Origin of the sequence: Arthrobacter alkaliphilus, assembly GCF_021483235.1 — a bacterium.
Lineage (GTDB): Bacteria > Actinomycetota > Actinomycetes > Actinomycetales > Micrococcaceae > Arthrobacter > Arthrobacter alkaliphilus.
Genome location: NZ_JAKEEC010000039.1, coordinates 1 through 22,490 on the forward strand (window position 1 = coordinate 1; position 22,490 = coordinate 22,490).

The 22,490-nt window shown below is 63.4% G+C and carries 17 protein-coding genes; 5 read left to right on the plus strand and 12 right to left on the minus strand.

Features of this window, described 5'->3' with window-relative positions; translation table 11 throughout:
• On the plus strand, positions 1 to 1,392 hold a 1,392-nt coding region (gene glgP / locus L0B83_RS18785), incomplete at its 5' end, for an alpha-glucan family phosphorylase (protein ID WP_234760097.1).
• Between the two features lie 19 nt (positions 1,393 to 1,411).
• Here the strand turns inward: glgP and L0B83_RS18790 are convergent.
• The 8 genes from L0B83_RS18790 to L0B83_RS18825 form a co-directional block, all read right to left on the minus strand.
• Positions 1,412 to 4,843 (minus strand): error-prone DNA polymerase, encoded by a 3,432-nt coding sequence (locus L0B83_RS18790; protein WP_234760098.1) that lies wholly within the window; start codon positions 4,841 to 4,843, stop codon positions 1,412 to 1,414.
• Positions 4,844 to 4,881: 38 nt separating this feature from the next.
• Positions 4,882 to 6,480, minus strand: a complete 1,599-nt coding sequence (locus tag L0B83_RS18795; protein ID WP_234760099.1) for a DNA polymerase Y family protein — start codon at positions 6,478 to 6,480, stop codon at positions 4,882 to 4,884.
• Positions 6,477 to 7,133 (minus strand): DnaE2-dependent mutagenesis accessory factor ImuA', encoded by a 657-nt coding sequence (imuA', locus tag L0B83_RS18800; protein WP_234760100.1) that lies wholly within the window; start codon positions 7,131 to 7,133, stop codon positions 6,477 to 6,479. Before imuA' ends, L0B83_RS18795 begins: the two co-directional genes overlap by 4 nt.
• A gap of 85 nt (positions 7,134 to 7,218) precedes the next feature.
• Complete coding sequence (locus L0B83_RS18805; protein ID WP_234760101.1) at positions 7,219 to 9,021, minus strand: ABC transporter permease subunit; 1,803 nt, start codon at positions 9,019 to 9,021, stop codon at positions 7,219 to 7,221.
• Entirely contained in the window at positions 9,021 to 10,550 is a 1,530-nt protein-coding gene (locus tag L0B83_RS18810; protein ID WP_234760102.1) for an ABC transporter substrate-binding protein, read from the minus strand. The genes L0B83_RS18805 and L0B83_RS18810 overlap by 1 nt, the downstream gene beginning before the upstream one ends.
• Positions 10,551 to 10,584: 34 nt before the next feature.
• The gene (locus L0B83_RS18815; protein ID WP_234760103.1) at positions 10,585 to 11,856 is read right to left on the minus strand and encodes an MFS transporter; all 1,272 of its coding nucleotides are present in this window, start codon (positions 11,854 to 11,856) and stop codon (positions 10,585 to 10,587) included.
• A 19-nt stretch (positions 11,857 to 11,875) separates the two neighbouring features.
• Positions 11,876 to 12,679, minus strand: a complete 804-nt coding sequence (locus L0B83_RS18820) for an ABC transporter ATP-binding protein (protein WP_234760104.1) — start codon at positions 12,677 to 12,679, stop codon at positions 11,876 to 11,878.
• Positions 12,676 to 13,503 (minus strand): ATP-binding cassette domain-containing protein, encoded by an 828-nt coding sequence (locus L0B83_RS18825; protein WP_234760105.1) that lies wholly within the window; start codon positions 13,501 to 13,503, stop codon positions 12,676 to 12,678. Before L0B83_RS18825 ends, L0B83_RS18820 begins: the two co-directional genes overlap by 4 nt.
• Positions 13,504 to 14,298: 795 nt before the next feature.
• Here L0B83_RS18825 and L0B83_RS18830 point away from each other — a divergent pair.
• Positions 14,299 to 14,763 (plus strand): SRPBCC family protein, encoded by a 465-nt coding sequence (locus tag L0B83_RS18830; RefSeq protein WP_234760106.1) that lies wholly within the window; start codon positions 14,299 to 14,301, stop codon positions 14,761 to 14,763.
• Positions 14,764 to 14,909: 146 nt separating this feature from the next.
• Here L0B83_RS18830 and L0B83_RS18835 read toward each other — a convergent pair whose 3' ends face one another.
• Positions 14,910 to 15,434, minus strand: coding sequence for a hypothetical protein (locus L0B83_RS18835; protein WP_234760107.1), 525 nt, complete (start codon positions 15,432 to 15,434; stop codon positions 14,910 to 14,912).
• A 177-nt stretch (positions 15,435 to 15,611) separates the two neighbouring features.
• Here L0B83_RS18835 and L0B83_RS18840 point away from each other — a divergent pair, with 177 nt between their 5' ends.
• A complete protein-coding gene (locus L0B83_RS18840; protein WP_234760108.1) occupies positions 15,612 to 16,640 on the plus strand; it encodes a tetratricopeptide repeat protein in 1,029 nt (342 codons plus the stop codon).
• A gap of 374 nt (positions 16,641 to 17,014) precedes the next feature.
• Here L0B83_RS18840 and L0B83_RS18845 read toward each other — a convergent pair whose 3' ends face one another.
• Positions 17,015 to 17,212 carry a tyrosine-protein phosphatase gene (locus tag L0B83_RS18845; protein ID WP_234760109.1) on the minus strand — a complete coding sequence of 66 codons (198 nt, stop codon included), beginning with the start codon at positions 17,210 to 17,212 and terminating at the stop codon, positions 17,015 to 17,017.
• A 260-nt stretch (positions 17,213 to 17,472) separates the two neighbouring features.
• Between L0B83_RS18845 and L0B83_RS18850 the strand changes: the two genes are divergently transcribed.
• Positions 17,473 to 18,366, plus strand: a complete 894-nt coding sequence (locus tag L0B83_RS18850; RefSeq protein WP_234760110.1) for a hypothetical protein — start codon at positions 17,473 to 17,475, stop codon at positions 18,364 to 18,366.
• A 47-nt stretch (positions 18,367 to 18,413) separates the two neighbouring features.
• On the opposite strand, the gene L0B83_RS18855 is transcribed toward L0B83_RS18850, so the two are convergent.
• Positions 18,414 to 18,899, minus strand: coding sequence for an AAA family ATPase (locus L0B83_RS18855; RefSeq protein WP_234760111.1), 486 nt, complete (start codon positions 18,897 to 18,899; stop codon positions 18,414 to 18,416).
• A gap of 151 nt (positions 18,900 to 19,050) precedes the next feature.
• The gene (gene pip, locus L0B83_RS18860) at positions 19,051 to 20,034 is read right to left on the minus strand and encodes a prolyl aminopeptidase (protein WP_234760112.1); all 984 of its coding nucleotides are present in this window, start codon (positions 20,032 to 20,034) and stop codon (positions 19,051 to 19,053) included.
• A 1,657-nt stretch (positions 20,035 to 21,691) separates the two neighbouring features.
• Between pip and L0B83_RS18865 the strand changes: the two genes are divergently transcribed.
• Entirely contained in the window at positions 21,692 to 22,036 is a 345-nt protein-coding gene (locus L0B83_RS18865) for a hypothetical protein (protein ID WP_234760113.1), read from the plus strand.
• Positions 22,037 to 22,490: the final 454 nt, after the last annotated feature.

Consider the following 22,490-nt stretch of genomic DNA (forward strand, 5'->3'; position numbering starts at 1 on the left):
TCCGAAGTCCCCATCACCTCCGTCACCAACGGCGTCCACGTACCGACGTGGATCGATCCGAAGATGAGCCGGCTCGCTGCAAACCACTTCGGCAGCACCGACGTGGATGCCACCGGTTGGGACAAGGTCTACAGCGTGGATGATGCCGAGCTCTGGGGCTTGCGGCGCGAGTTGCGTTCGGCCTTGGTTGAGGACGTCCGGCGCCGCCTCCGGGCGTCGTGGAAGATGCGCGGTGCGGCTGATGCGGAGCTGGGCTGGACCGATACGGTGCTGGACCCGGACGTGCTCACGATCGGGTTCGCCCGGCGCGTACCGACCTACAAGCGCCTGACCTTGATGCTGCGGGACCCGGCCCGGCTCAAGGCGCTGCTGCTGCACCCGAAGCACCCCATCCAGCTGGTCATCGCCGGCAAGTCCCACCCGGCCGATGACGCGGGCAAGAAAATGATCCAGGACCTGGTGAAGTTCACCGACGATCCCGCCGTGCGGCACCGGATCGTGTTCCTGCCCAACTACGACATCGCGATGGCCCGCACCCTCTTCCCGGGCTGCGACGTGTGGCTGAACAACCCGCTCCGGCCCCTGGAGGCCTGCGGGACCTCGGGGATGAAGGCGGCCATCAACGGGTCCCTGAACCTTTCGGTCCTGGATGGCTGGTGGGATGAGATGTACGACGGCGAGAACGGCTGGGCGATCCCGACCGCGAACAACGACGCGACCGCCACCGAACGCGATGACATCGAAGCCGCCGCGCTGTACGAGCTGCTGGAAACCCAGGTGGCACCGCGGTTCTACGGCTCCACGGTCTCCGCGGACGCCGGCGCGGCCGGGCCTTCGCAGTCCGGCCCGGAAGCCGTCCCGACGCACTGGGTGTCCATGATCAAGCACACCCTGGCCCACCTCGGCCCGGTCGTCTCGGCCGAGCGGATGCTCCAGGACTACGTCAACACCCTCTACCGCCCCGCGGCCGTCGCAGGCAGGCAAGCGGGAACGGCGTCGTTCAAGGAAGCGAAGGAACTGGCGGCCTGGAGCACGAAGGTCCGCGACGCCTGGCCGCAACTGATGGTGGAACACGTCGATTCCATCGGCGTCTCCGAGGAACCGCAGATCGGCGACACCCTCCAGGTCAACGCCTACATCGCCCTAAACGACATCACGCCCGAGGACGTCTCGGTAGAAGTGGCGTATGGCAGGGCCCAGGACGGGGACGAACTGGAAGATGTGGCCCTGGTCGAGCTGAGCGAAGCAGAGGACCTCGGCAACGGGCGCCACCTGTTCACCGGGACCATCCTGATCAACCGCTCCGGATCCTTCGGCTACACCGTCCGGGTCTTCCCGAAGCACCCGGCCCTCGCCTCGAAGGCCGAACTCGGGCTCATCGCGAACGCCTAGGAATGCGGGCTGGTTTTGGCTACCTGAAGTCGCGGGAAGTGGACTTCACCGTCAGGACCAAGGGTTCCAGCTTGTCGGCCACCAGATTGGTGACTCCTTCCGGTGTCCTTTCAAGGAAGCCCCGGATGATCAGCGCTGATGACTCACGGGCGACCCGGCGATGCCTCTTCCACAGGCCAACGCTGCAGATGACATTGAGGATGCCGCTCTCGTCCTCCAGATTGACGAAGGTGATCCCTTGCGCGGTCTGGGGGCGTTGGCGGTGGGTCACGACGCCGGCCACTTCAACCCGTGTGCCGGAATCGACCTGGGAGAGCCGGTCCACCCGCAGCACACCCCTCGACTCCAGGGCACCGCGGACATGGCGCATCGGGTGGTCATCGGTTGTGATGCCTGTGGCCCACATGTCGTAGGCGACATTTTCCACGGGAGAGAGCTCGGGCAGCAGCGGCGGCTGGACCGCAACGCGGGTCCCCGGCAATTGTCCTTCCCGCTCGAGGGCGGCATCGCCGGCCTGCCACAGCGCTTCCCGGCGGTTCATGCCGAGCGAATCCAGTGCGCCCGCTGACGCGAGTGCTTCCAGTTGGTCGGCACTGAGGTTCGCGCGGCGGGACAGATCCGCCATGTCCCGGTAGGCGCCATGCTCCTCACGCTCGGCGACGATCCGCTTCGCAACCTCTGCCCCGATGGACGTGACGCCGTCGAGTCCAAGCCGCACCGCGTGTGAGCCATCACGCCGGTGCAGGTGGTCCTCGCGTGGCCGATCCAGCTCGAACGGCCCGATCTCCGGCTGGTGGAAGGACAGGCAGGACTCCATGCCGCCCACCTGGCCTGCCTCCGCCTGTGCAGCGTCATTGAGCACTTCGAGGGTTGCCTCGGCAAGGGAATGGAGGACATCGGGACGCAGCACCTGGACCCCGTGCCTGCGGGCATCCGCCACGAGGGTTTGCGGGGAGTAGAAGCCCATGGGCTGCGCCCGAAGCAGGGACGCGAGGAACGCGCCAGGGTAGTGCAGCTTCAACCAGGAGCTTGCATAGACCAACACCGCGAAGCTCAAGGAGTGTGACTCTGCGAAACCGAAGTTCGCAAAAGCCTGGATCTTGCCGTAGATAGCGTCGGCGTCGTCCTTGCTGATGCCGTTGGCCGCCATGCCAGCATAGAGCTTGGCCTCAAGCGTCTCGATCTTCTCCCTGCCCCGTTTGGAACCCATCGCGCGGCGGAGCAGATCCGCGTCCTCGGCGGTGCAGCCGCCCACGGCAACCGCCATCTGCATGAGCTGCTCCTGGAACAAGGGCACACCCAGGGTCCGTTTGAGCACAGGCTCCAGCAACGGATGAAGATAGGTGATCTTTTCCACACCTGCACGGCGTCGGATGTATGGGTGGACGGCACCGCCTTGGACGGGACCTGGCCGGATCAGCGCGATTTCGATCACCAGGTCGTAGAATTCCCGCGGTTTCAGCCGCGGCAGCGTGCTGATCTGCGCCCGTGATTCCACTTGGAACACCCCGATCGAATCGGCCCGGCAGAGCATGTCGTAAACGGCCGGTTCTTCCCGCGGGATGGTCTCGATGGTCCAACGCTCCCCGAAATGCTTGTCGATCAGGTCGAAGGAGTACTGCAGGGCCGCGAGCATGCCAAGGCCGAGAAGGTCGAACTTGACCAGGCCCATCCATTCGCAATCGTCCTTGTCCCACTGCAGGACCGTGCGGTTTTCCATCCGGGCACGTTCGATGGGCACCACTTCGCCAACAGGCCGTTCGGTGAGGACCATGCCGCCGGAGTGGATGCCCAGGTGCCGGGGGAAGCCCAGTATCTGGTCGGCGAGGTCCAGGACCGGAGCCGGGATGTTGTTGGTTTTTCCATCGCTGAGATCGCCCCAATGATCAAGCCGCTTGGACCATGCGTCCTGCTGGCCCTGGCTGTAGCCGAGCGCCTTGGCAATGTCCCTGACAGCGTTCTTCGGCTTGTAGCTGATGACATTCGCTACCTGGGCCGCGTTGAACCGTCCGTACTTGCGGTAGACGTATTGGATGACTTCTTCGCGGCGGTCCGAGTCGAAATCGACGTCGATGTCCGGTTCTTCCTCACGGAGGCTGGAAAGGAAGCGCTCAAACGGAAGGTTATAAAAGATGCTGTCGACGGCGGTGATCCCCAGCGCGTAGCAGACGGCCGAGTTCGCGGCGGACCCACGGCCTTGACAGAGGATGCCGCGGGAACGGGCAAACATCACGATGTCGTGCACAATCAGGAAATAACCGGGAAAGTCCTTCGCCTCGATCACTGCCAGTTCCTGTTCAATCCGGCGGTGGACCCGTTCGTCGGCCTGCGGATATTTGTCCCTGACACCTTCTTCAACAAGTTTCCGGAGCCAGGAAATGAGGCTGTGCCCTGCAGGAACTTCGAGCTTGGGAAGCTTCGGGCGGGCGGCCCGTAACTGGAACGCAAGCTCGTCAGCGATTTCGACGGTTCGTTCGACCGCGCCGGGATAGCGCGCGAACCTCGCTGCCATCTCCGAACCGCTCCGCAGATGGGCGCCGCTGCTCGCGGGCAGCCAACCGTCCAGTTCCTCCAAGCTGCGGCGTGCCCGGACAGCCGCCATGGCCGTTGCCAGCGGGTATCCCTCCGGGGACGCATAATGTACGGCGTTGCTGGCGATGAAAGGTATTCCTGCGCGTTCGGCAATCCGGACGAGGGCGTCGTTGTGGCTGCTGTCGAGTGGGTTCCCGTGATCGAAGAGCTCCACCACCACGTTTTCCCGCCCGAATCTTTCGATCAAGGCCGCCACTTCAACGGCGGCGGCTTGTTCGCCGTCGCTCATGAGGGCCCTCCGCACTGAGCCTTTGCGGCATCCGGTCAGCACCAGGCAGTGGTCCCGCAGGGAATGCGCCAGCTCGTCGAGGTCGTAGATGGGGTGGCCTTTTTCGGCGTCGGCGGCAAGGTGCGCGGCTGTCATGGCCCCGGCCAGCCGGTGGTATCCCTCTTCCTTGCGGGCGAGGACCAGCAAGTGGTCGCCCTCCGGATCGGCCTCGCCTTGTTGGGGCTTGCTGAGCCCCAGCGACAGTTCAGCGCCGAACACTGTCTTCAGCTCGTAGGCTTCGGCGGCCTCGGCCATCCGTACGATCCCGTAAAAGCCGTCATGGTCGGTCAGCGCGAGCGCATGGAGTCCCAGCCGGACGGCCTCCTCCACCAGGTTCTCGGGGGAGGAGGCGCCATCCAGGAAGCTGTAGTGCGAATGTGCGTGCAGCTCTGCATAAGGCACGACGCCGGCACGCGGCTTTGATGTGATGCTTGCGGGATCGTGGGGGACCGGACGGTAAGGACCGCGTTTCCTGGTCCAGGCGGGACTGTCACCGCCGTCTCCTTTGGCCGTGCCGATCTCCGGCACTCTCCGGTCCGATAGCGTGCGTTCGAACTCGGACCATGGGATTGACGGGTTGTTCCAAGCCATCTTTGTCTTCCTGACTTATAAATTTCGGTGTCCGGTGGTCAGTCGTACCGGGCCTCTGCCCACCAGTTCTGCTCGTCCAGGAGAAGGAGCCAGGCCTCTCCGTTACCGTCCACAAGCTGGAACCGGTCCGCTTCGAGGCGGTGGTCGGCGTCCCACCATCTCTGCCGCAGCGGCCAGGGGCCGGCCCACTGAGCTACGAGCCGCCGTCGTGCAGGGTCTCCGCCGGGACAAAACCACATGGGCGGGGCAACCAATCCGCCCCGATGGTCTGTACGGACTTTTTCCTTGTTCGCATCCAGCAGCAGGACAGGGATAAGGGAAGCGAACACCGTGGCGGGCTGCGGGTCTGGAATCCTGCCGGGCCACGGCCTGGTGACCAGGGCGGCCGTTCCCGTGGGCAAGGCATCTCCCCAAGGAACCAGGCGGCGCCGCTCACCCAGTAAGCGGCCTCCAGAGATCGCAGGCACTACCACCGCTTCATGCCCCAGCATGCTTTGGATCCTGCTGAGCCCGTGATGAATCTGTTCCTCGGCTCCGTCGCCAAAGAGCGCCCGACCATGATGGGCGATGGAATCAACCCGGACCGGGACGAACTCGACCCGCGTGACCGGTGACGACAGTCCGCCGCGGGACACGCCGCCCGCTCCGCTGGTGGCTGCAGGGGGCTGTGACTGAAGCTGCCAACGCACCCTGTCCACGACGTCGCTGGCAGTGAAGTGGCGCGGATGGCCCCACGTCCGTTCGGAACGGCTCCCTGCTTCGTCGGTGATCAAAACCCTCAGCTCCGTGCAGACCAGGCCTTCCGTCTGCAAGTCGCCCACGAAGGTGTCTGCCGTGGCGCGGAGCTGGAAGGCGAGCTGGTCCACCCGGTCCATCCCTGGTTCGAACTCGGCCTGTTGATCCAGTTTCCGCGGTGGAGTCCTGGGGATCACTTTGCGGGGATCCTGTCCGCTTGCCAATGAGTGCGCGGTGATTCCGGCAGCACCGAACCGGGCCCGTACATCGGCCGCGGGAAGGTTGGCGAATTCACCCAAAGTGAGAATGCCGAGGCGTTTGAGCAAGGAAGCCAGCTTCGGCTGCCCTAGTACTTCCACCGGAAATGGAGCCAGGAAATCCCGGGACGAACCCGGAGGGAGCACAAAAACGGCAGAGAGTTCGCTGGTGCTGCGGGCTGCTTGCTCGGCTGCGAACACGGAATCGGCGATGCCCACCCGGGCCTCCACGGCGAGGCGGTCCGCCGATTCAAGCACGGCACCTGCGGCCGCTTCTTCTCCGCCGTAATAGCGGGCGGCACCTTTTGCCCGGATAGCGCACAGGCCGGGGCGGAGCACTTCCACGCCCGGGGTCCGTTCCTCGAGGGAGGAGACCACAGGCTCGAATTCCCTCGAGTCCCGCACAGGATCAACGGCACATACCACCAGCTCAGGGCAACGGGTCTGCGCTTCCCGCAGCCGCAAGCCCCGGACCACTCCCTCGGCACGGGCTTCCGCGGAGCAAGCAGCTATGACCCCTTTGGCTATGACGGCCGCGGGTACGCCAGGGGGCAGGGCATCTGCCAAGCGGGCGGCGACAAGGGGCCAATCCGGGAACCATGTCACCAACGTGCGCTCCGGGGCTTCAAGCTGGAACAGCATCATGCACCCATCCTGTGGCGGGAAAATTCCACCGCGCCGCTGTCCGCAAGATCCACCGAGGCCCTGCGGGAACTGCCCCTCAATGCGACTTCGAGCTCGAGCTCCTGCTTGGTGAGATGTCCGTGGCCCTGTCCGAGTCCCGACCACTCATATCCATTCACGTGCAGGACGGCTTCACTTTGCGGCCATGGTCCCAGGACAAGGAGGACGGCACTGCGCTCCCGGAGCCTGGCTCCCAAGCGGGCAGCCTCGGCGGGTGCGATTCTTTCCGGAGCCCGCGCAAGCACAACCGAGAGCACGTCCGCCATGGCGGCGATCACTTGCGTCCAACTGGTCCCGGGGTCCGGCACCAGCACCAGCCGGTCGAGCGCAATGCCGAAACCCGCCGCTGCTTCGATCCCGAAGTCAGGCAGCCCTGCCACACCGCACCATGAGCCATCGCGTGACGGACCGGCCAACATGGCCATGGCGAGCGACATGGAGCCCTGGATGGAGTACGCCGCTCCCGGCCGCAGTCCGCCCGGGACAAGCCTGCTGAGTGAGGGCAGCACGGGAAGCGAACGTTCGCTTCCGCGCTTGCCCTGCATGAGGTGGATCTGCGCCTGCAAGTCGTCGCGCAGCGAAGCCGGCGAAGCGGAAGACAGGAGCGATGACATACTTCAATTTTCGAACATATATTCGAATGAGTCAATTGGAGCCGGAACCGCCAAGGGGCGCCGGCCTCCTCAACGATCTACCACTTTAGACGCGGCTTTCCCGTTCCGGCCGCGCGGTTCCGGGCCAGCGCAGCGGCGTCACGCGCAAAGCTGGTCGGTTGTTGCGGGGCGTGCGCCACCAAGTCACGCTCGACAGCGAAACAGCCAGGATCGAGGCGAGCACCAACGCCGACGCCGGTGCGGCAACGGCCCAGGGGGCACGCTCCACGTAGTTGATCCCCTCGGCAAGGACGAGGCCCCAATCGGGTGTTGGCTGATGGGGGCCAAGGCCCAGGAACCCCAAGGCAGCCAAAGCGAGCGCGACTCCCGGTATCCGTAGCATCGAATGCCTGAACACCGGGCCCAGGATGGCCGGGAGGATATAGCGCCAGAGCATCCGGACCCGTCCAACACCCAGGACCGGAAGGATCTTCACGTGGGGTTGGGCCTTGGCCTCCTGTGCCAAAGCGGCCGTGTGGGCGGCCAAGGGTGCCCAACTGACCACGGTGACAGCAATTGCCGCACCTTCGGCCGACGGCCCGGTCATCACGGCAACGATCAGTCCGGACAGGATGGGCGGAGCGGCGTTGGCTACTTCAAGGGGACCGGTGGCCGCCAAGGGAAAGAGCCCAACGAGGACACCGATCACAAGGCAAGCCAGCACCACGAGCAAAGCCGTTCCCAAGGTGGACGCGGCACCATGCCCAACCCGGGCAAGGAGGTCCCGTCCGCTCGCGTCGGCACCGAAGGGCAGTTCAAAGCCCGGGCCGGCAAGCCGCGCATGGCTTGAGGTGAACGGATCGCGAAACAAGCCCGCGACGACGATGAGCAGCAACGCTCCCGCAGCGGCGAGCGGAACGGCGACGTCCCGCCGTCGTGATTTTGCTGGTGAGTCCGGAACCGGAACTGTCCCAGAGCCCAGTGCGGCTCCCAACAGAAGATGCCGGACTGCCGCGTTGAGGGAACCGGCCGCGATGGCCAGCACGAGGAGGGCAAGAACACCTGCCTGCAGCGCGGGAATGTCCTGGGCGCTCGCCGCGCCCAAGACCGCGCGGCCCAAGCCTGGAATCGCGAACACTTTTTCCACGGCAACCGCGCCGCCGGTGAGGCCAATGAGGACAAGTCCGATCTGGCTCATCACCGAGGGCAGGGCCCGGCGGAGCACAGCCGCGGTCATCCTGGCGCGGCTTGCTCCGGCCATGGCCCAGGTGGCCACCCACTTCTCGGCGAAAGCCAGGCTGATGGCATCGGAAAGCAGGCCCCCGATAAGCCCGCCGGCGGGCAGGCCGAGGGCGAGTGCCGGCAACACTGCATTGTCCAGTCCCTGCCAGCCATATGGCGGGAACCAGCCCAGCCACACGGCACCGGTGACAAGGAGCATCGCCGCCAGGAGGAACTCGGGAAGGGCAGTCACGGCAGCCGCCATGAGCCCGGAACCTCGTCCGGGGCTCCCGGCCAGCCCGCGTATGACGGAAGGAATGCATAGCGCGGTGGCCATCACAGTTGCCACGGCCACCGCGCAGGCCATCAGGGTGACGGAGACTCCCAAGGTTTCCAAGGTGCCGGGCCCCACAGGCGTATTGGAAATCCAGGAATTTCCCATGTCCCCGCGCAGGAGCCCCCCGGACCAGTCGAGGAAGATGTGTATCGGCCCCCGATCGAGCCCAAGTTCCGCCCGGATGAGGCCCAGCGTTTCATCAGTCGCTTCCCGGTCGGCGTACCGGGCCCGCAGGATGGTGTACTCGGGGCGTTGTCCCGACAGCCACGGCAAGAGCCCGATCAGCACTACGACGGCGAAGAGAGCCACCGCCCGGGAAACCGCAGTCTTGATGAACGCCGATCGCCCCATCAGCCGGAGATTCCAGTCTTGCTCGTGATCAGGGAGCGCTCCCGGGGATCGCGTTCCACATTGCGGATCCTGGCTGATTCGCCTTGGATGACGCGTTCGTGCAACAGCGGCACGGCGGCATCCTTCGAGAGGATCAATGCTTCGGCGGCGGCGATTGCCGCCCGGCGCTCCGGTCCTGCGGGGATGGCTGCGGCCTTGCCCAGTGCTGCGTCCACGTCGGGATCGCAGAACTGGGAAATGTTGAAGGAACCTTTGCAGGAGAAGTCGCTGAACATGTAGGCGACGGGGTCGCCGGAGTCGAGGACGGTGGCACGGGACAGGATGAAGGCATCGAACTTGCCGGCCAGGGCGTCTGCCTCGATGTGCTGGTACTCGCGGATTTCCTGCTCCACGATGAAGCCGGCGGCTTCGAGTTGCTGTTCAAGTTGCACGGCCACCTCGGGGAGCTCCGCCCGGTCCGTGAACGTGCCGAGTTTGATGCGGCGGGCGTTTGCGGGCGCCGCTTCCGCCCGCTTCTTGAGGGTCTCGACATATGAGCTGTTCTGCCGTTCCTTGGCAGCCCAGGGGAGTGCCGGGCCCAAAAGGCCTTCGGCGATGTCCGCACGTCCCTCGTAGACCCGGTCAACAATGGTGCCGCGTTCGACCGCCGTGCGCGCCGCTGCCCGCACGGCAGGATCGGCGAAGGGGCCCGCCTTGGTGTTCAGGTAGAGGGTATTGGTGCGGGGCATGGGGACTTCGTGGATCAAGTCTGCCTTGATCTGGGCGACCTGGCCCACCGGAACGGCCTCCACGACGTCGGCGGTTCCGGTCCGAAGGGCGGCTGCGCGCGCCGTGCCGTCGGGAACGAATTGGACGTCCACACCTGCGCTCGCCGCCTTCTCGCCCCAATAATCGGCGAAGCGGTTGAGGGTTGCAGAGGTGGTGCCGTCCACGGACGCGAGGACGTAGGGACCCGTTCCGGCATTGATGGGACTGACGACGCCGCCGGACTTGTAGGCGGACGCCGCGAGGATGGACAGCTGAGGGCTCGAGAGCCGCTGCGGAACCAGCGGGTCGTCCTCCTGGGTGGAGACGACGACGGCGTTCCCGCCGTCCGTGCGGACGCCCAGCTGGACGCCGTCGAGGATGCGCGGCCGGGGCTTGGCATTTGCGGCCGCCGTCAACGATGCTGCCACTTGCTCGGCGGTGAGGGGTGTCCCGTCATGGAATTTCACGCCTTCACGGAGCTCGAAGCGCCAGTTCTTGCTGTCCAACTGCTTCCAGGCTGTTGAAAGCGACGGCTGGGCGTCGCCGAGGGCATCCAGGACAACAAGTGTCTCGGCGGTCTTCCAACGCGAGAGCTTGAAGGCATCGTCGCTCAGGGGAGTGAGTCCTGACCGGGGTGGCTGCATCATGGCCACCTTGATCCGCGGGTCGGTGGTGGAGCCGGCCGATGACGCGGTGCCTTGGGCGAAGCAAGCGCTGAGGGCGCCGGCCATCGTGATGGAGAGGACAGCAGCGGCAACTGCTTTTGGACGTGGTCTAGCCATGGGTGGGTGCCTGTCTTTCTTGGGTGCGAGTGGGTCAAACGGGGTGGAGTTGTTGGGGACGCGGCGCAGGGATGGGCCTTGGAAGGAAGCGGTGTATGAGTGCCGCTGAGCTTGCGGCGAATATTGCCGACACCAGCCAGGGAGGGGCCGCGGCCAGGGATGGTGTGGTGGCCTGTTCATAGAGCGTAGCGAGCACGACGTTGCCGAGGAGGACCATCGTTCCGCCGCAGCTTGCGAGCAGGCCGTAATAGGCGCCGGTGGGGCGGCCTGCGGCAAACTCGAGGACCAGATCCATGGCGACGGGTGCCACACACATGTGCCCGAGGGCGAGCGCGGTGACAAGCAGGAACGCCGGCAGGGCGGGGAATGCGGCGGGCGGAGGAATGGCCGCCATGGCTGCCATCGTCGCGAACCCAAGGGCCTGAACCGTAAATCCCGCGGCGAGCGCAGCGCCCGCACCTTTCCGTTTCACAAGCCTGGCGATAGGCCACTGGAGAGCGATGGTCAGGATGGAGGCGTAGGCGAAAATCGCCGAAAGCGCACCCAGGCCCGCATCGCTGCGTTCCAGTTCGATGGGCAGCCCGAAATAGAGCTGGTTGTAGGCAAACAGATTGACCCCGTAAAAGGCCGCGAATGCGCCGAAGCGCTTCTCCCTGAGGCAGGACCAGGCGCCCGACGGCGGACCGCCGGCCGGGTGCCCGGGGGACGTTTCCACGGCGCTCGCCGTCGTCGCTGGCAGGAAGGTGCTGAAGACCACCGCCATCACGGCAAAGACCCCGGCCCCGACGAGCAGGGCAGTGCCGAAGCCGGTCTGAAGCAGCATGGAGCCGAGCAAGGGGCCAGCCACGGCCCCGATTTCGCCGAAGATGACCAGCAGCGCGAAAAGGGTGGTCTTGTGGGGGTGGAGGGCGGCGCGGCGTTCCTCGGCTGCGCCCACAAGGCTCTCCAAGGCGGGTGAAAAGAGAGCGCCGCCCATCCCTGTCATGACGGCACCGAGGAGGAAGACGGGGAAATCGGCGGCCCAGAGCAACAGCAGGTACCCGGTGATCCGGGCAAAGCATCCGGCGATCATCACACGCCGGGCTCCCCAACGGTCCGCGGCAGCGCCGCCCAGGAGGAACAAACCCTGCTGCGCGAAGGTGCGGGCCCCGAGGACGATTCCCACAGCCATCGCGCCCATGCCGAAGTCCTGGCGCATCGAAATGGCCAAGAAGGGGACAACGGAGTAGAAGCCAAGATTGAAGATGAGCTGGCTGGCCAGCAGAAGCCGGGGCGACGGCTCCGGGCGTGGGGTTGCGGCGGTCATGGCAGGTCCATTTTCTGGTTCATTGGCTCTCCCAGGTCCCTGGCTCTCCCGGGTCTCTGTGCAGCCGGGGGATTGCGGCGACCAGTTCCTTGGCTTCCCGGGTCTGTGGTTTCGCGTACACGGCCGCGGTAGGTCCTTCTTCAACGATTCGGCCTTCGGCAAGGACCAGGGTCCGGGAGCACAACCGGGCCACGGCGGCCAGGTCGTGCGAGACAAACAGGAGGCCAAGCCCGTCCCGATGGATCAGCCCTTCCAAGAGGGCCAGGACCGTGTTCCTGAGGGGAAGATCGAGCCCGCTGACCGGCTCGTCTGCCAAGAGGAGGGTCGGGGCGGGGGCCAGGGCCCGGGCAATGGCTACGCGTTGCTTTTGTCCGCCGGAGAGTTCTGAGGGCCGACGCGCAAGGAAGCCGCGGTCGAGGCCGACCCGTTGCAGGGCATCCAGGATCATCGTGCTGTGGTCTCCGTCGACGCGCAGTTGCTTCAGGGGTTCGATGAGAAGCCGCTCCACGTCCATGCGCGGATCAAGGCTCGCCGCCGGATTCTGCGGAATGTACTGCACCGCTCGGCGATACCACCTCAAGGACGAAGCAGGCCCGGGCGCCACCGGCGTGCCGTTGAAGGTGACGGTTCCGGCGTCGGGCTTGTCCAAAGCGAGCAAGATCCGCAGGAGGGTCGACTTTCCGGCCCCCGAGCCGCCCACCAAGCCGATGCTGTCTCCCGCGGCAATCCTGAGGGAAACGCCCTGCAGGGCCGGCCTTCGCTTCAAGAGCCCGCGCCCCGCGTAGCTGAGTTCCAGATTGCCGGCGTTCAACACCGCGTTCATGCTGTGGCTTTCGGGCGAAGGGAATCGAATCCGAGGCGGGCCGCGTCCACCAGTTGCTTCGTGTAATGGTGTTTGGGCCGCTCTAGCACCGATTCCATGGATCCCTCCTCGACGATCCGGCCGGAACTGAGGATGAGGGCCCGCTGGCACAAGGCCGCAGCCACCGCGAGGTCATGCGTAATGAACAACATCGCGCCAGGGGATCCGGCATCCGCGGATCCCGAGTCCTTGTATTCCGGATCCGCGGATTCGGAATACAAGGACAGGGCATCGAGGACGTTGGCTTGGCTGACCATGTCCAGCGCAGTAGTGGGTTCATCCGCTACCAGGACCTTGCTGCGGCAGGCCAGGGCGAGGGCGATGCAGACCCGCTGCAGCTGACCTCCCGACAGCTCGCCGCTGAAGCTTTCCATGGTCCGTTCGGCTTCCTGTATTCCCACCGACCTGAGCAGCCCGAGTGCCCGTTGCCGTGCCGCCGACGCGGAAAGGCCTGCGTTCCGGAGGGGGATCTCCAGCTGTTTGCCGAGGCGCACCAGCGGGTTGAGTGCGGACATGGGGTCCTGATGGATTGCGGTGATCGCGGCGCGGCGGGTTCGCCTGTCGGGCAACGCCAGGTCAGCGCCGTTGATCTGCAGCCGCCCGGAAACACTCATCGCGGCCGGAAGCTGTCCCAGGAGGGCTGCCGCGGTCAGGGACTTCCCGGACCCCGAAGCTCCCAAGAGAGCAAGCCTTTGTCCCGGGTCGATAGTGAAGCTGACACTGTCGACAAGGATGCGTCCACGGATGGACACGGTCAGGTCTTGGACCAGGAGGGCAGGGTGCATGGGGAACTTTCGGGAAGAGTGATGAACCGATAGTGATGCTATCAATAATCATTCTCATTAAGTGAAATGTTTAGAACAACTGAGTTCGTAGTCAGCCCGCTCTCTTGCCGCCTCACCCCTGCTGATCGAGACGCGGCAAGTCATCGCCGTCAACCTTCGCTGCACCATGTCAGCCCGAGTAACGAGCAAATCGAGGGGATCCGACGTGTAGCGTTTAGGGCACCTTGACCGGGCATTTTTGCGGGCGGGGTATACGGGACACCCTGAACGTCGGTTTAACAAAGTCGCAGGTCAGCTCCGGGTTGTCCCGGTAGAGGACCGGCTTACGGACACTACTGGGTACGCCCAGAACGCAGTGATCCGCGTAAATGGGTGAGGGCAGGTTTGCTGAGGTTGCCGGTGGCCTGCAGCGCTGCAACACTCGCCGGGAATGTCTTTGCCTCAAAATGCTAGGACTGATGGCACCGCGCAGCTCCAGCCGGATGCCGGAGCACCGCCTTACAGATATAGAAGATTCAGCCCACCCTTATCTGGCGAACCCACCAATGGTCACGGGAGTACTCAAGGGCACATACAGCGCCCAGTGGGGAATCGGCGCACTGTAAAGGCCTAACGGGCGAAGGTGGTCATGATGGCTTCTTCGATAGCAGAGCCGAGCCCGACCCGGACAGTCTAGAAGTCCGACCGCTTGTGCCTTGCCGCCCCTCGACCCGGGAAGTCACGGCAGAACGACCGCTGGACCCGAAAAACGCCCCTGATCTGGCATGGCTCGGGCTGAAGCAGGATGCTGGACACATGAACAACACCGTGAGCGTGATCGAATTCGATCTGGAAACAACCGCGAGTCCGGAGAAGGTGCGCGCCGCGCTGATCGACTTTTCTGAACGCCGCCCCCAGTTGTGGCCGGGCATCGAACCTTCGCTCTACCAGGTTTACTCGGTTGGCGAGACCAGCGCGGACGTGCGCGAAGGCAGTAAGGGCCCGGGCATGAAGGTCTGGGCGCGCGAGCACTACGAGTGGTCCGACCCGCGCACCGTGCGCTGGACGGTCCAGGAGAGCAATTTCTCGGCGCCGGGCAGCTACGTGGCGGCCACTGTCCGGCCTGGTCGCGACGGCGGCAGCGTCGTCCACGTGACCTGGGACCGCACCGGCAGCACGGTGGCGGGGCGGCTGATGTGCAGGATGATTCGAATGTCCAAGGGCAAGCCCGTCGCTGCATCATTCAAGCGGGGTCTGGCGGTGCTGGAGAGCGGCAACTAAGGCTCACGGGATGCCCGGTGAGGGATCCCCGACCGGGATAGGTGGTCCTACTTCATGGCCATGCCTCAACCGCGGCCCGAGCTGCCTCTTCCACATTTCGGTNGATGCCCGGTGAGGGATCCCCGACCGGGATAGGTGGTCCTACTTCATGGCCATGCCTCAACCGCGGCCCGAGCTGCCTCTTCCACATTTCGGTCCAACGACTTTGCTTCGAGCACGGCCGCAAGAAGCTCGGCTGCGAGAAAGAACGCAAACGGTGATGAGTCGACCGGGTCAAACGCCGCGCGGTCAACGACGATGAGGCCGCCTGGCAACGGGCGCGCGACCAACCCACCCGCGACCGATTGAGCGAACTCGTCCGGCAAACCTGGAACCATGGAGCTCGACAGCTGGCTCGCGCACGAGGAGACTCCGGCGACGGTCTTGCCCGTGGCTCCAACCTCAACCACAAGTTCGCCCGCGCGGCTTGGCTGAAAAACGCCGCCCAAGAGGGCGCGGGGCCTTAATCCGCCGCCAAAACGGAGAATCTCAACGACCGCACGACTCGGCCGGGCGAAGTTCTCATTCGGCCAACTGGGAACTGATCTATGGATGATGCGGTCCGCCACAAAAGCTGCTCCAAGCCCGTCCTGATCGATCCAGACTCGCCGCGTTCCAGTGGCAATGATCATCGATTCTCCGTTAGTTGCGCCTGATTGGTAGGCCCACACTAAAGCCGGTGTATTGGTGCAGGGTGGCAAGCTGAGTCCGTGTCCCATAAGCCCTTCCACGATCGGGCACACCTGCACCCTCTAAGCGACCAGACCACAGGCGTCACGGAGTTCGTTCGGTGCTGTGGCCAGCATGGGGTGGCTCTGAACGCGGGTCCTGTGGTTTCGTACTCCGCGTGGCTGTCGGGCAGACAGGTACATGTTGCTACTGTTCAGAAGGTGGGAAGAACTTGGCCGGGGTTTAGGAAAAAACGGACACCGCACGACGTGTGGTCCGACTGGAAAGCTGCGGATGAGGCGGGAGACTCCAGCCTTGCGACAGTTCTGGCCTCCGAGCTGCTCGATCTGACGCCTGAGTCCTATTTCAGCTGGTTTCACGCCGGTCTGCTGTCCAAAGCCCTTGGCAACTGGCCGGATAGCTTGGACCGCAACGCGCAGGCGCTGAAACTCTTTACTCCGAAGGACGCCGAGGAGTTCAACGGCGCCAATCCTGCTGCCTGGAACATGGGCATCGCGTCAACAGCATTGGGTGATTGGTCCAAAGCCAGGGATGCATGGGGCGCCTACGGTCTGCAGAGATTTCAAAACGAGGCCGGGCCCATCGACGTCGATTGCGGCATGGCTCCCATCCGGCTCAATCCCGACCAAGCCAGCCTCCCTCACCAGGTCCTGTTTTCGGTCGGAAAGACTGAGGTGGTCTGGTGCTGGCGCCGGAGTCCGGCCCATGCAATCATCGCGAGCGTTCCCCTGCCGGAGTCCGGCCACCGATTCCGAGATACGCTCCTTCACGACGGAGAACCCAAAGGCACGCGGCGGCTCGATGGACGGGATGTGTCGGTCTTCGATGAGTTGGGACGTCTTGAAGAATCCGGCCTTCCTACATGGCAGGCGCAGATAGTAGGAGCGACCGATGAGGATATCCACGCGCTGTCGGACCTCCTCGGACAGCGGGGACTTGGTCTCGACAATTGGTCTGGGATCCGGCTGATGTGCTCGAAGTGTTCGCACGGCTCACCGGAGGACGGACACGAACACATCTCCACCATGTCAGAGGATGCGATACGACTCGGACTTGCCGGCCACGAGGTCGACCTCCGCGAAGTTATTGACGGATGGCTGGCCGACAGGCACGGCATCGACGTGCTCGCCCTCGACCTACTCTGGTAGTCCATACCGTTTGGTCAGCCGATTTAGGGAGATCGGCCCACCTTTCGCATCTTTCGGCGGATGAAGCAGTGCGACAGCTTCTGGCGCTCCCTGATGCGCTGGCCCCAATCGGCAGCATGCGTTTAGGGATCCTCTTGCGGGAGGCACCCCGCGCCAAATAGCACTGTGAAAGCGCCGCCACCTGTCAGGGCGTAGAGATGGGGCCAGCGTCGCAACGAGTCGGTGAAGTAGAGAGGCGTCCCCCAGAGCCCTGTCTGCGCCCATCGCTCCATGAACTCCACGTCCGATCCATCTTCGATTGGTGCTCTCAGCGTGGTGATCCCGGGCAGTTCATCAGGAACCACAAAACGCTGGCTTGCTCTCAGAACATCTTCCTAGCTGATGTTCGCCATTTCCAGCGAGACGATAGTCCGGATGCCGTACTCATGGAGCTGCCTCCATCCAGTGGTCGTCAGCCGTGAGGGGTGCTCCGAGCGCACAAAGACCCCAGGTTGAGTGCGCCCGCTCGGTGTCGGGAGCCCGCCCAGATCCCGGACGTTGGCGAATCCTTCCCACTTTGCGTGAATTGTCATGGATTGCCTTTCGTTCGCCGGTTCATGCAGGCTACCAGTCGTCCAACGAACCGAAACGAGGGGAGCTCAGAAGTACGGCTGGTCCGCGCGGCTAGGCGCAGCGGCCCGACGGCGCCCGGTGAAGGATCCCGCTATCGAACGCAGGGAGGGTCGTTAGGCCACAGCTAACGGACGTTGTCCCGTCAGGGTCATCGGCAGCAATCTATCTCGCAATTCGCAGAGACCCTAACCAATACGGGCAGAGGCCTACACTTTCAACCATGGGGGCCTCAAAGTCAGACGACGGGACAACTCCGGTGATCGGGCGGGTCGCCGTCGGCATCTGCGCCGTGGCCAACCTGACCATCCTCAGTGTAATCATCACGGACGCGGCATCCAGCAGCGCAGCCGCGGTCCTGTCCGCCATGGCCCCACCATCAGGGCCACTCGGGCTGCTGGCCTTCGGGCTCGGGGCTTCCGTTATCCTCGGTGTTATCTTCGCGGTGCACTCCGTGACAAGTCCCGACCCCGACTACGGGAAGATTCTGGGTCTCTTCAGACGCAACGACCTCAAGGGATTGGGTGAAGCCGCACCAGCCATGCCGCTATTAGGGTTTTCGTTCCTGACTTATTGGCTTGGCTTCATCGGCGTCACCTGGTTCGCGTGGAGACGCCACGAGCCGGCGTCTGCCATAGCCGAGGTGAGCGCCGCCGTCACACTCGTCGGCGCGGCCGCCTTGGCTCTCTGGATGATCCTGGTGGCTCTCGGCAAGAGGTCACCGCACTCCGCAGAAAGTGGCGCGCAGGTGCACGAGGCAGTACTTTTGGCGAACACACTCAGCCAGCCGGGGAGACGAAGGCCGATGGAGCCTTTTCGAAGTAGTGTCGGCATCGAGTACCGGACAATCCGAGCCACGATACCGCTGGTAGAACTCAGCGCGACCTCAGAGGAGCTCCATTTTAGGTTTCGGTTCGGTCTTGGACTCATTTTGGGGCCATGGCACTTCCGCAGGGAACAGGTATCCGAGGTGTTCACAACACGCGGACTATTCTCCACGCGGATTAACATTCGAGGGGAACGCTTTGAGATCTATGTCTATGCGTCACCTCCGGAACCGCTGCTCCTTACTCTCGAGGAACTCGGCTACCCCGTGGACTGGATCATGCGACGATGACAGCGCCGGAATGTGCAGGTCAGTTCGGGTGCCCGGTGAAGGATCGGCTATCGTGCTCCCGTGCCGAGAATGCGAGCCACGATTCGGCTCGGCGTTTCCGATGCATTGATGCGCGCTTCTTCGACAAAACTCAACGGCTGCCAACCGTGGTACCACGACCGCATCTCGTCCGCGGAAAAGTTTGTCGCTTGCGGCCGCAGAGCATGCCTTCGGACGGTTTCATCGAACGTAAGGTCGAATGCATAGAATCTCGCGTCATTGCTTTGCGCGGCGACGCGTTCGAGCATCGCTGAATACCGCTGGGCATTGAATATACCTTCGAGGATGACGTGATGCCCGGCACGGAGGCAGTGAGCTGCTGCCACTTCAAGGAGGTCTGCGTGGGCGAGGTTCTCCTTTTCCTTTTCCCGGTACACCACTCGCCGGAAATGGTCCTGGCTGAGGAGCGCCGTCGGCCAGCCCAGCTCTAGTTGCAACGCTTTCGCAATGGTGCTCTTACCGGAACCGGAGTTACCACGGAGGACAACGAGCATGTTTCGACCGTAACAGAGGACGGCCCGACGCGGGTCTCCCTACCCGGCTGCAATGGATCGTTAGTGAGCCGCAATGCGACTTGGGCCGGAGGAACGATCCAGCGGAAGAGGTCCGGTGAGGGATCCCTCACCGGACGCGTTTCTTGCAGATCTATGGCACGAGGGGCAAAGCCGTCGTCATTAAGCGCGGTGCGGCGAACCTGTCCAGAACTTTGACGAGCCTGTTCAAGGTGTCGTCGCCGGCGCCGTGCGCGTCGGCCTCAACTACGTCAAGGGTTGCCAACGGCAGTTGACCGGCAATGTCGTAGGCGCTTCTCAGAGGGGATGCTATGTCCAGGCGCCCACGTAGGAAGTAGGCCGGGACGTGGCGCAGCTGCTTCAGGCGTCCCGTGATGGCATCCTCTTCGAGGAAGGCATGGTTTCCGAAGTAGTGCGTGACCAGTCTGGCGAAGCCAAGACGCAGCCTGGGGTCCCGGGTGCGCGCGCTTGGCTGAACGGGACCGCTGAGGGTGCCAATGCGGTCTTCCCATTTACACCAGGCGCTTGCTGCTGCATCACAGACCTCGGGATCATTTGAGCGCAGCAGCTCGTTGAGCGCTGCGCTGATGTTGCCGCCACGATGAGGTTCCGGGACGGATGCAAGTAATTCGTCGTACTCCTGGGGATAGATCTGCCCCATGGTGTGCGTTAGCCAGGCGACGTCGCTGGCTCTGGTGGTGACCAGCGCCCAGAGCACGAGTTCCGAAACACGGTCGGGATGTTCCACGGCGTACGCCAGTCCCAGGGTCGACCCCCAAGACGCCCCAAAAAGCAGCCATTGTTCGATAGCGAGGTGTTCGCGCAGTTGCTCCATGTCCGCCAGCAGATGGGCGGTGGTGTTGTGCTCCAGTGCGCCGACGTCGTCGCATGCATTGGGCAGGCTTCGGCCGCAGCCCCGCTGGTCGAACAGGACCACGCGGTAGCGTTCCGGGTCGAAGAACTGCCGCCACCACGGCGTAGCGCCCGAACCGGGGCCGCCGTGGAGGACCACAGCTGGTTTACCCTCAGGGTTCCCGCAGACCTCCCAATAAACCCGGTGGCCATCGCCTGTGTCCATCATTCCGCTGTTGTATGGCTCCGAGAGAGGGTGCAACATGTTCAGATCCTACCGAGTCGCGAATTCACGCAAAGGGTTCCGTACGTTCCACAGACTGAGGACAAGGCTCGGCTCCTTCGCTGAACCACTCTGCCCCTAGACCGGTGGTTCACCGCGACGCTCTGGCGTCCGATAGGGGATCCTCCACCGGGCGTTGGCCTGTGTTGATGCGCTTCGCTAGATATGGCGCGCATCAACTCACACAATCTGCACTAGGCTCCGAACCTATGAGTATGGGGGCAGTGCCATTTGGCGGTCCGTTCGAATCAGGTAACCGCCGCCCAACGCAGCCACGCCAGTTCGCAAGCCTATTGTTGTGCCTGGGCCTTGTCCCTCGCCGCGACCAGTTGCGGTTCTCAGGTCGACGGCGATCAATGGGTTGCTGTCACGGTCACAAACACAACGGTAAAATCAGTAACGCTGGACACGCACCCGGCTCGTTCCCTGTCCCCGGGTCAGAAGACGGTGCTCAACGTCAATTCAAACAACGATCCCCAGGCTGTGAGCGTGAAAGACGCGGAAGGCCGCGTTCTAGGCTGTTTGGTATTTCCATTGCATACCGATTTGCCCGAGATGCGCTCAGCCAGCGTCAGCGACGTCACAGCCTGTGACGAGAAGGTTCATTCCTTTCCAGGCTGACGTGTGAACTGGCCGCGCGACAGAGCCGGCGACGTCCGTTTGAGGATCCCTCACTGCTACATGGGCGGAGTCGGGTTCGTCTCCGATCGGTTCCGGTCAAAGATGTCGGCGAGGGAAGAGATTTCTCGAGTCTCGTCAGAATCAATGCCAGACGTCTCTCATGAGCCAGACGAGGAACGCCGTGAAAGCAAAGGGCGGCAGCAGGTACAGCACCCAGACGGCTGGCTTTTGAAGTCTGGCCATGGCTTCTCCGTTCCCTTCAAAATCCCTTGGCGGTAACTGAATATGGGCGGACGGGCTCAGGACCCTGAATTGTGCGGCGCGGCCCAAATATTTGTCCGATCACCAGAAGCGGGGATCCAACTGTCTCGTAGGCGCCCCACGGCAGATCTCCTTCCAACAGACATCACTTTCCTATGAAGAGACCAAAAATCATAAGACCGGCACCGAACAACAACCATAAGGTCGCCACCACCCGGATCCCAGGCAACTTACGTCGTGCAAAATCTTGCTGGGCAGGTCCTGGTTCGAGGAAAGGATGAGAGCGGCCAGCCGATTGCGCAAGCGGTCGGGAAATCGCCCCCATGAGGACGCCCACGACCAGGACAGCTAGACCCGCCACAAAAACCGCTGACATGACAACCTCACTTTTGTGCTGATGCAGCACAAAGTACCTTCCGTGCAGCTGGCCTTCTATGGCTGCCCTGGGAGGGTGCTTCAGCGGGACAATGAGTGTCTGATGGAGGATCCGCAAACGGGCACTGTCAGGACGGATCGTTCAAAGGTCTGGGTGTGGGTCCTTCTAGCCCGTTGATCAGCGCCATACTGTGAATCCCGACGCCTCTGCGTCGGTGGAGGACTACGCCCCGGTCCTGTAGCCCGCGGGATTCAACGTTCCTAGACGCGCGCGTTTAGTCGATCCTTTTGCGGACACGATTTATCGAAGCCCGAGCGGAATCCAGCCGTCACCCGTATTGTGGGGTGATAGAGGCCACTTGGTGGGATTGGAAGGGCTCGGATGCAGAAGGAATTCAAGGGAGGGCTTGCTCTCCCTGGAAAGTTCCGTGCCGGCACACCGTGGATCATTCTCGTGCCGACAAAGGAGCGGCTGGAGTTCCGAGTGCGGCACGGATTGGGCAGGTTCTTCGGCCCATGGAGGATGGAACGGAATGATGTCAGGCTCGTATACCGGACGATGAGGGGCCTCGATACATCTCACGGTTTGGGATTCCTCCGCCCAGACGGAACCTGGTGGACATTCTGGACTAACCATCCCGACGAGGTTCTTGATTTCCTTGAAGAGCTTGGCTATCCAATTGATCCCAAAACACGGCACGGGCAAGGTCGGTTTGTTTCCCGCTAAGTCGCCGTCATCGGGATTCCACAAGGGGAGCCTCCATCGGGCGGGCCGAGGTCTGCTCTGGGCGCGGGCCGCAAGGTGGTCGTCTTGCAAGGTTGCTCTGTTGAAAGGCTCGCTAGTCGTGCCCAAATACCGGTGGCTCAACGGACGCTCCGGTGCCCCTAACGATCGGCTAGCCTGCAGTTGGTAAAGATCGCACGCGGCCTCCAAAACGGCCTGAACTACGGCCGAGATGACTTCCACAGGGATATACATCTGACCAGAGCATGACGCATCATCGGGTATACAAAGGGAAGATGGGGCTTCGATGAACCAACCAGCTAAGCGTTCGCGGCAGAACACTATCCTCGGATACGGATTCATCATTCTTTCCGTCCTCGGGATCATTAGTGGGGCAGGCGAGATCTGGCACTCGGTGAATATGGCAGTTTGGTTCAGGACCGGTGTGACGGCTTGA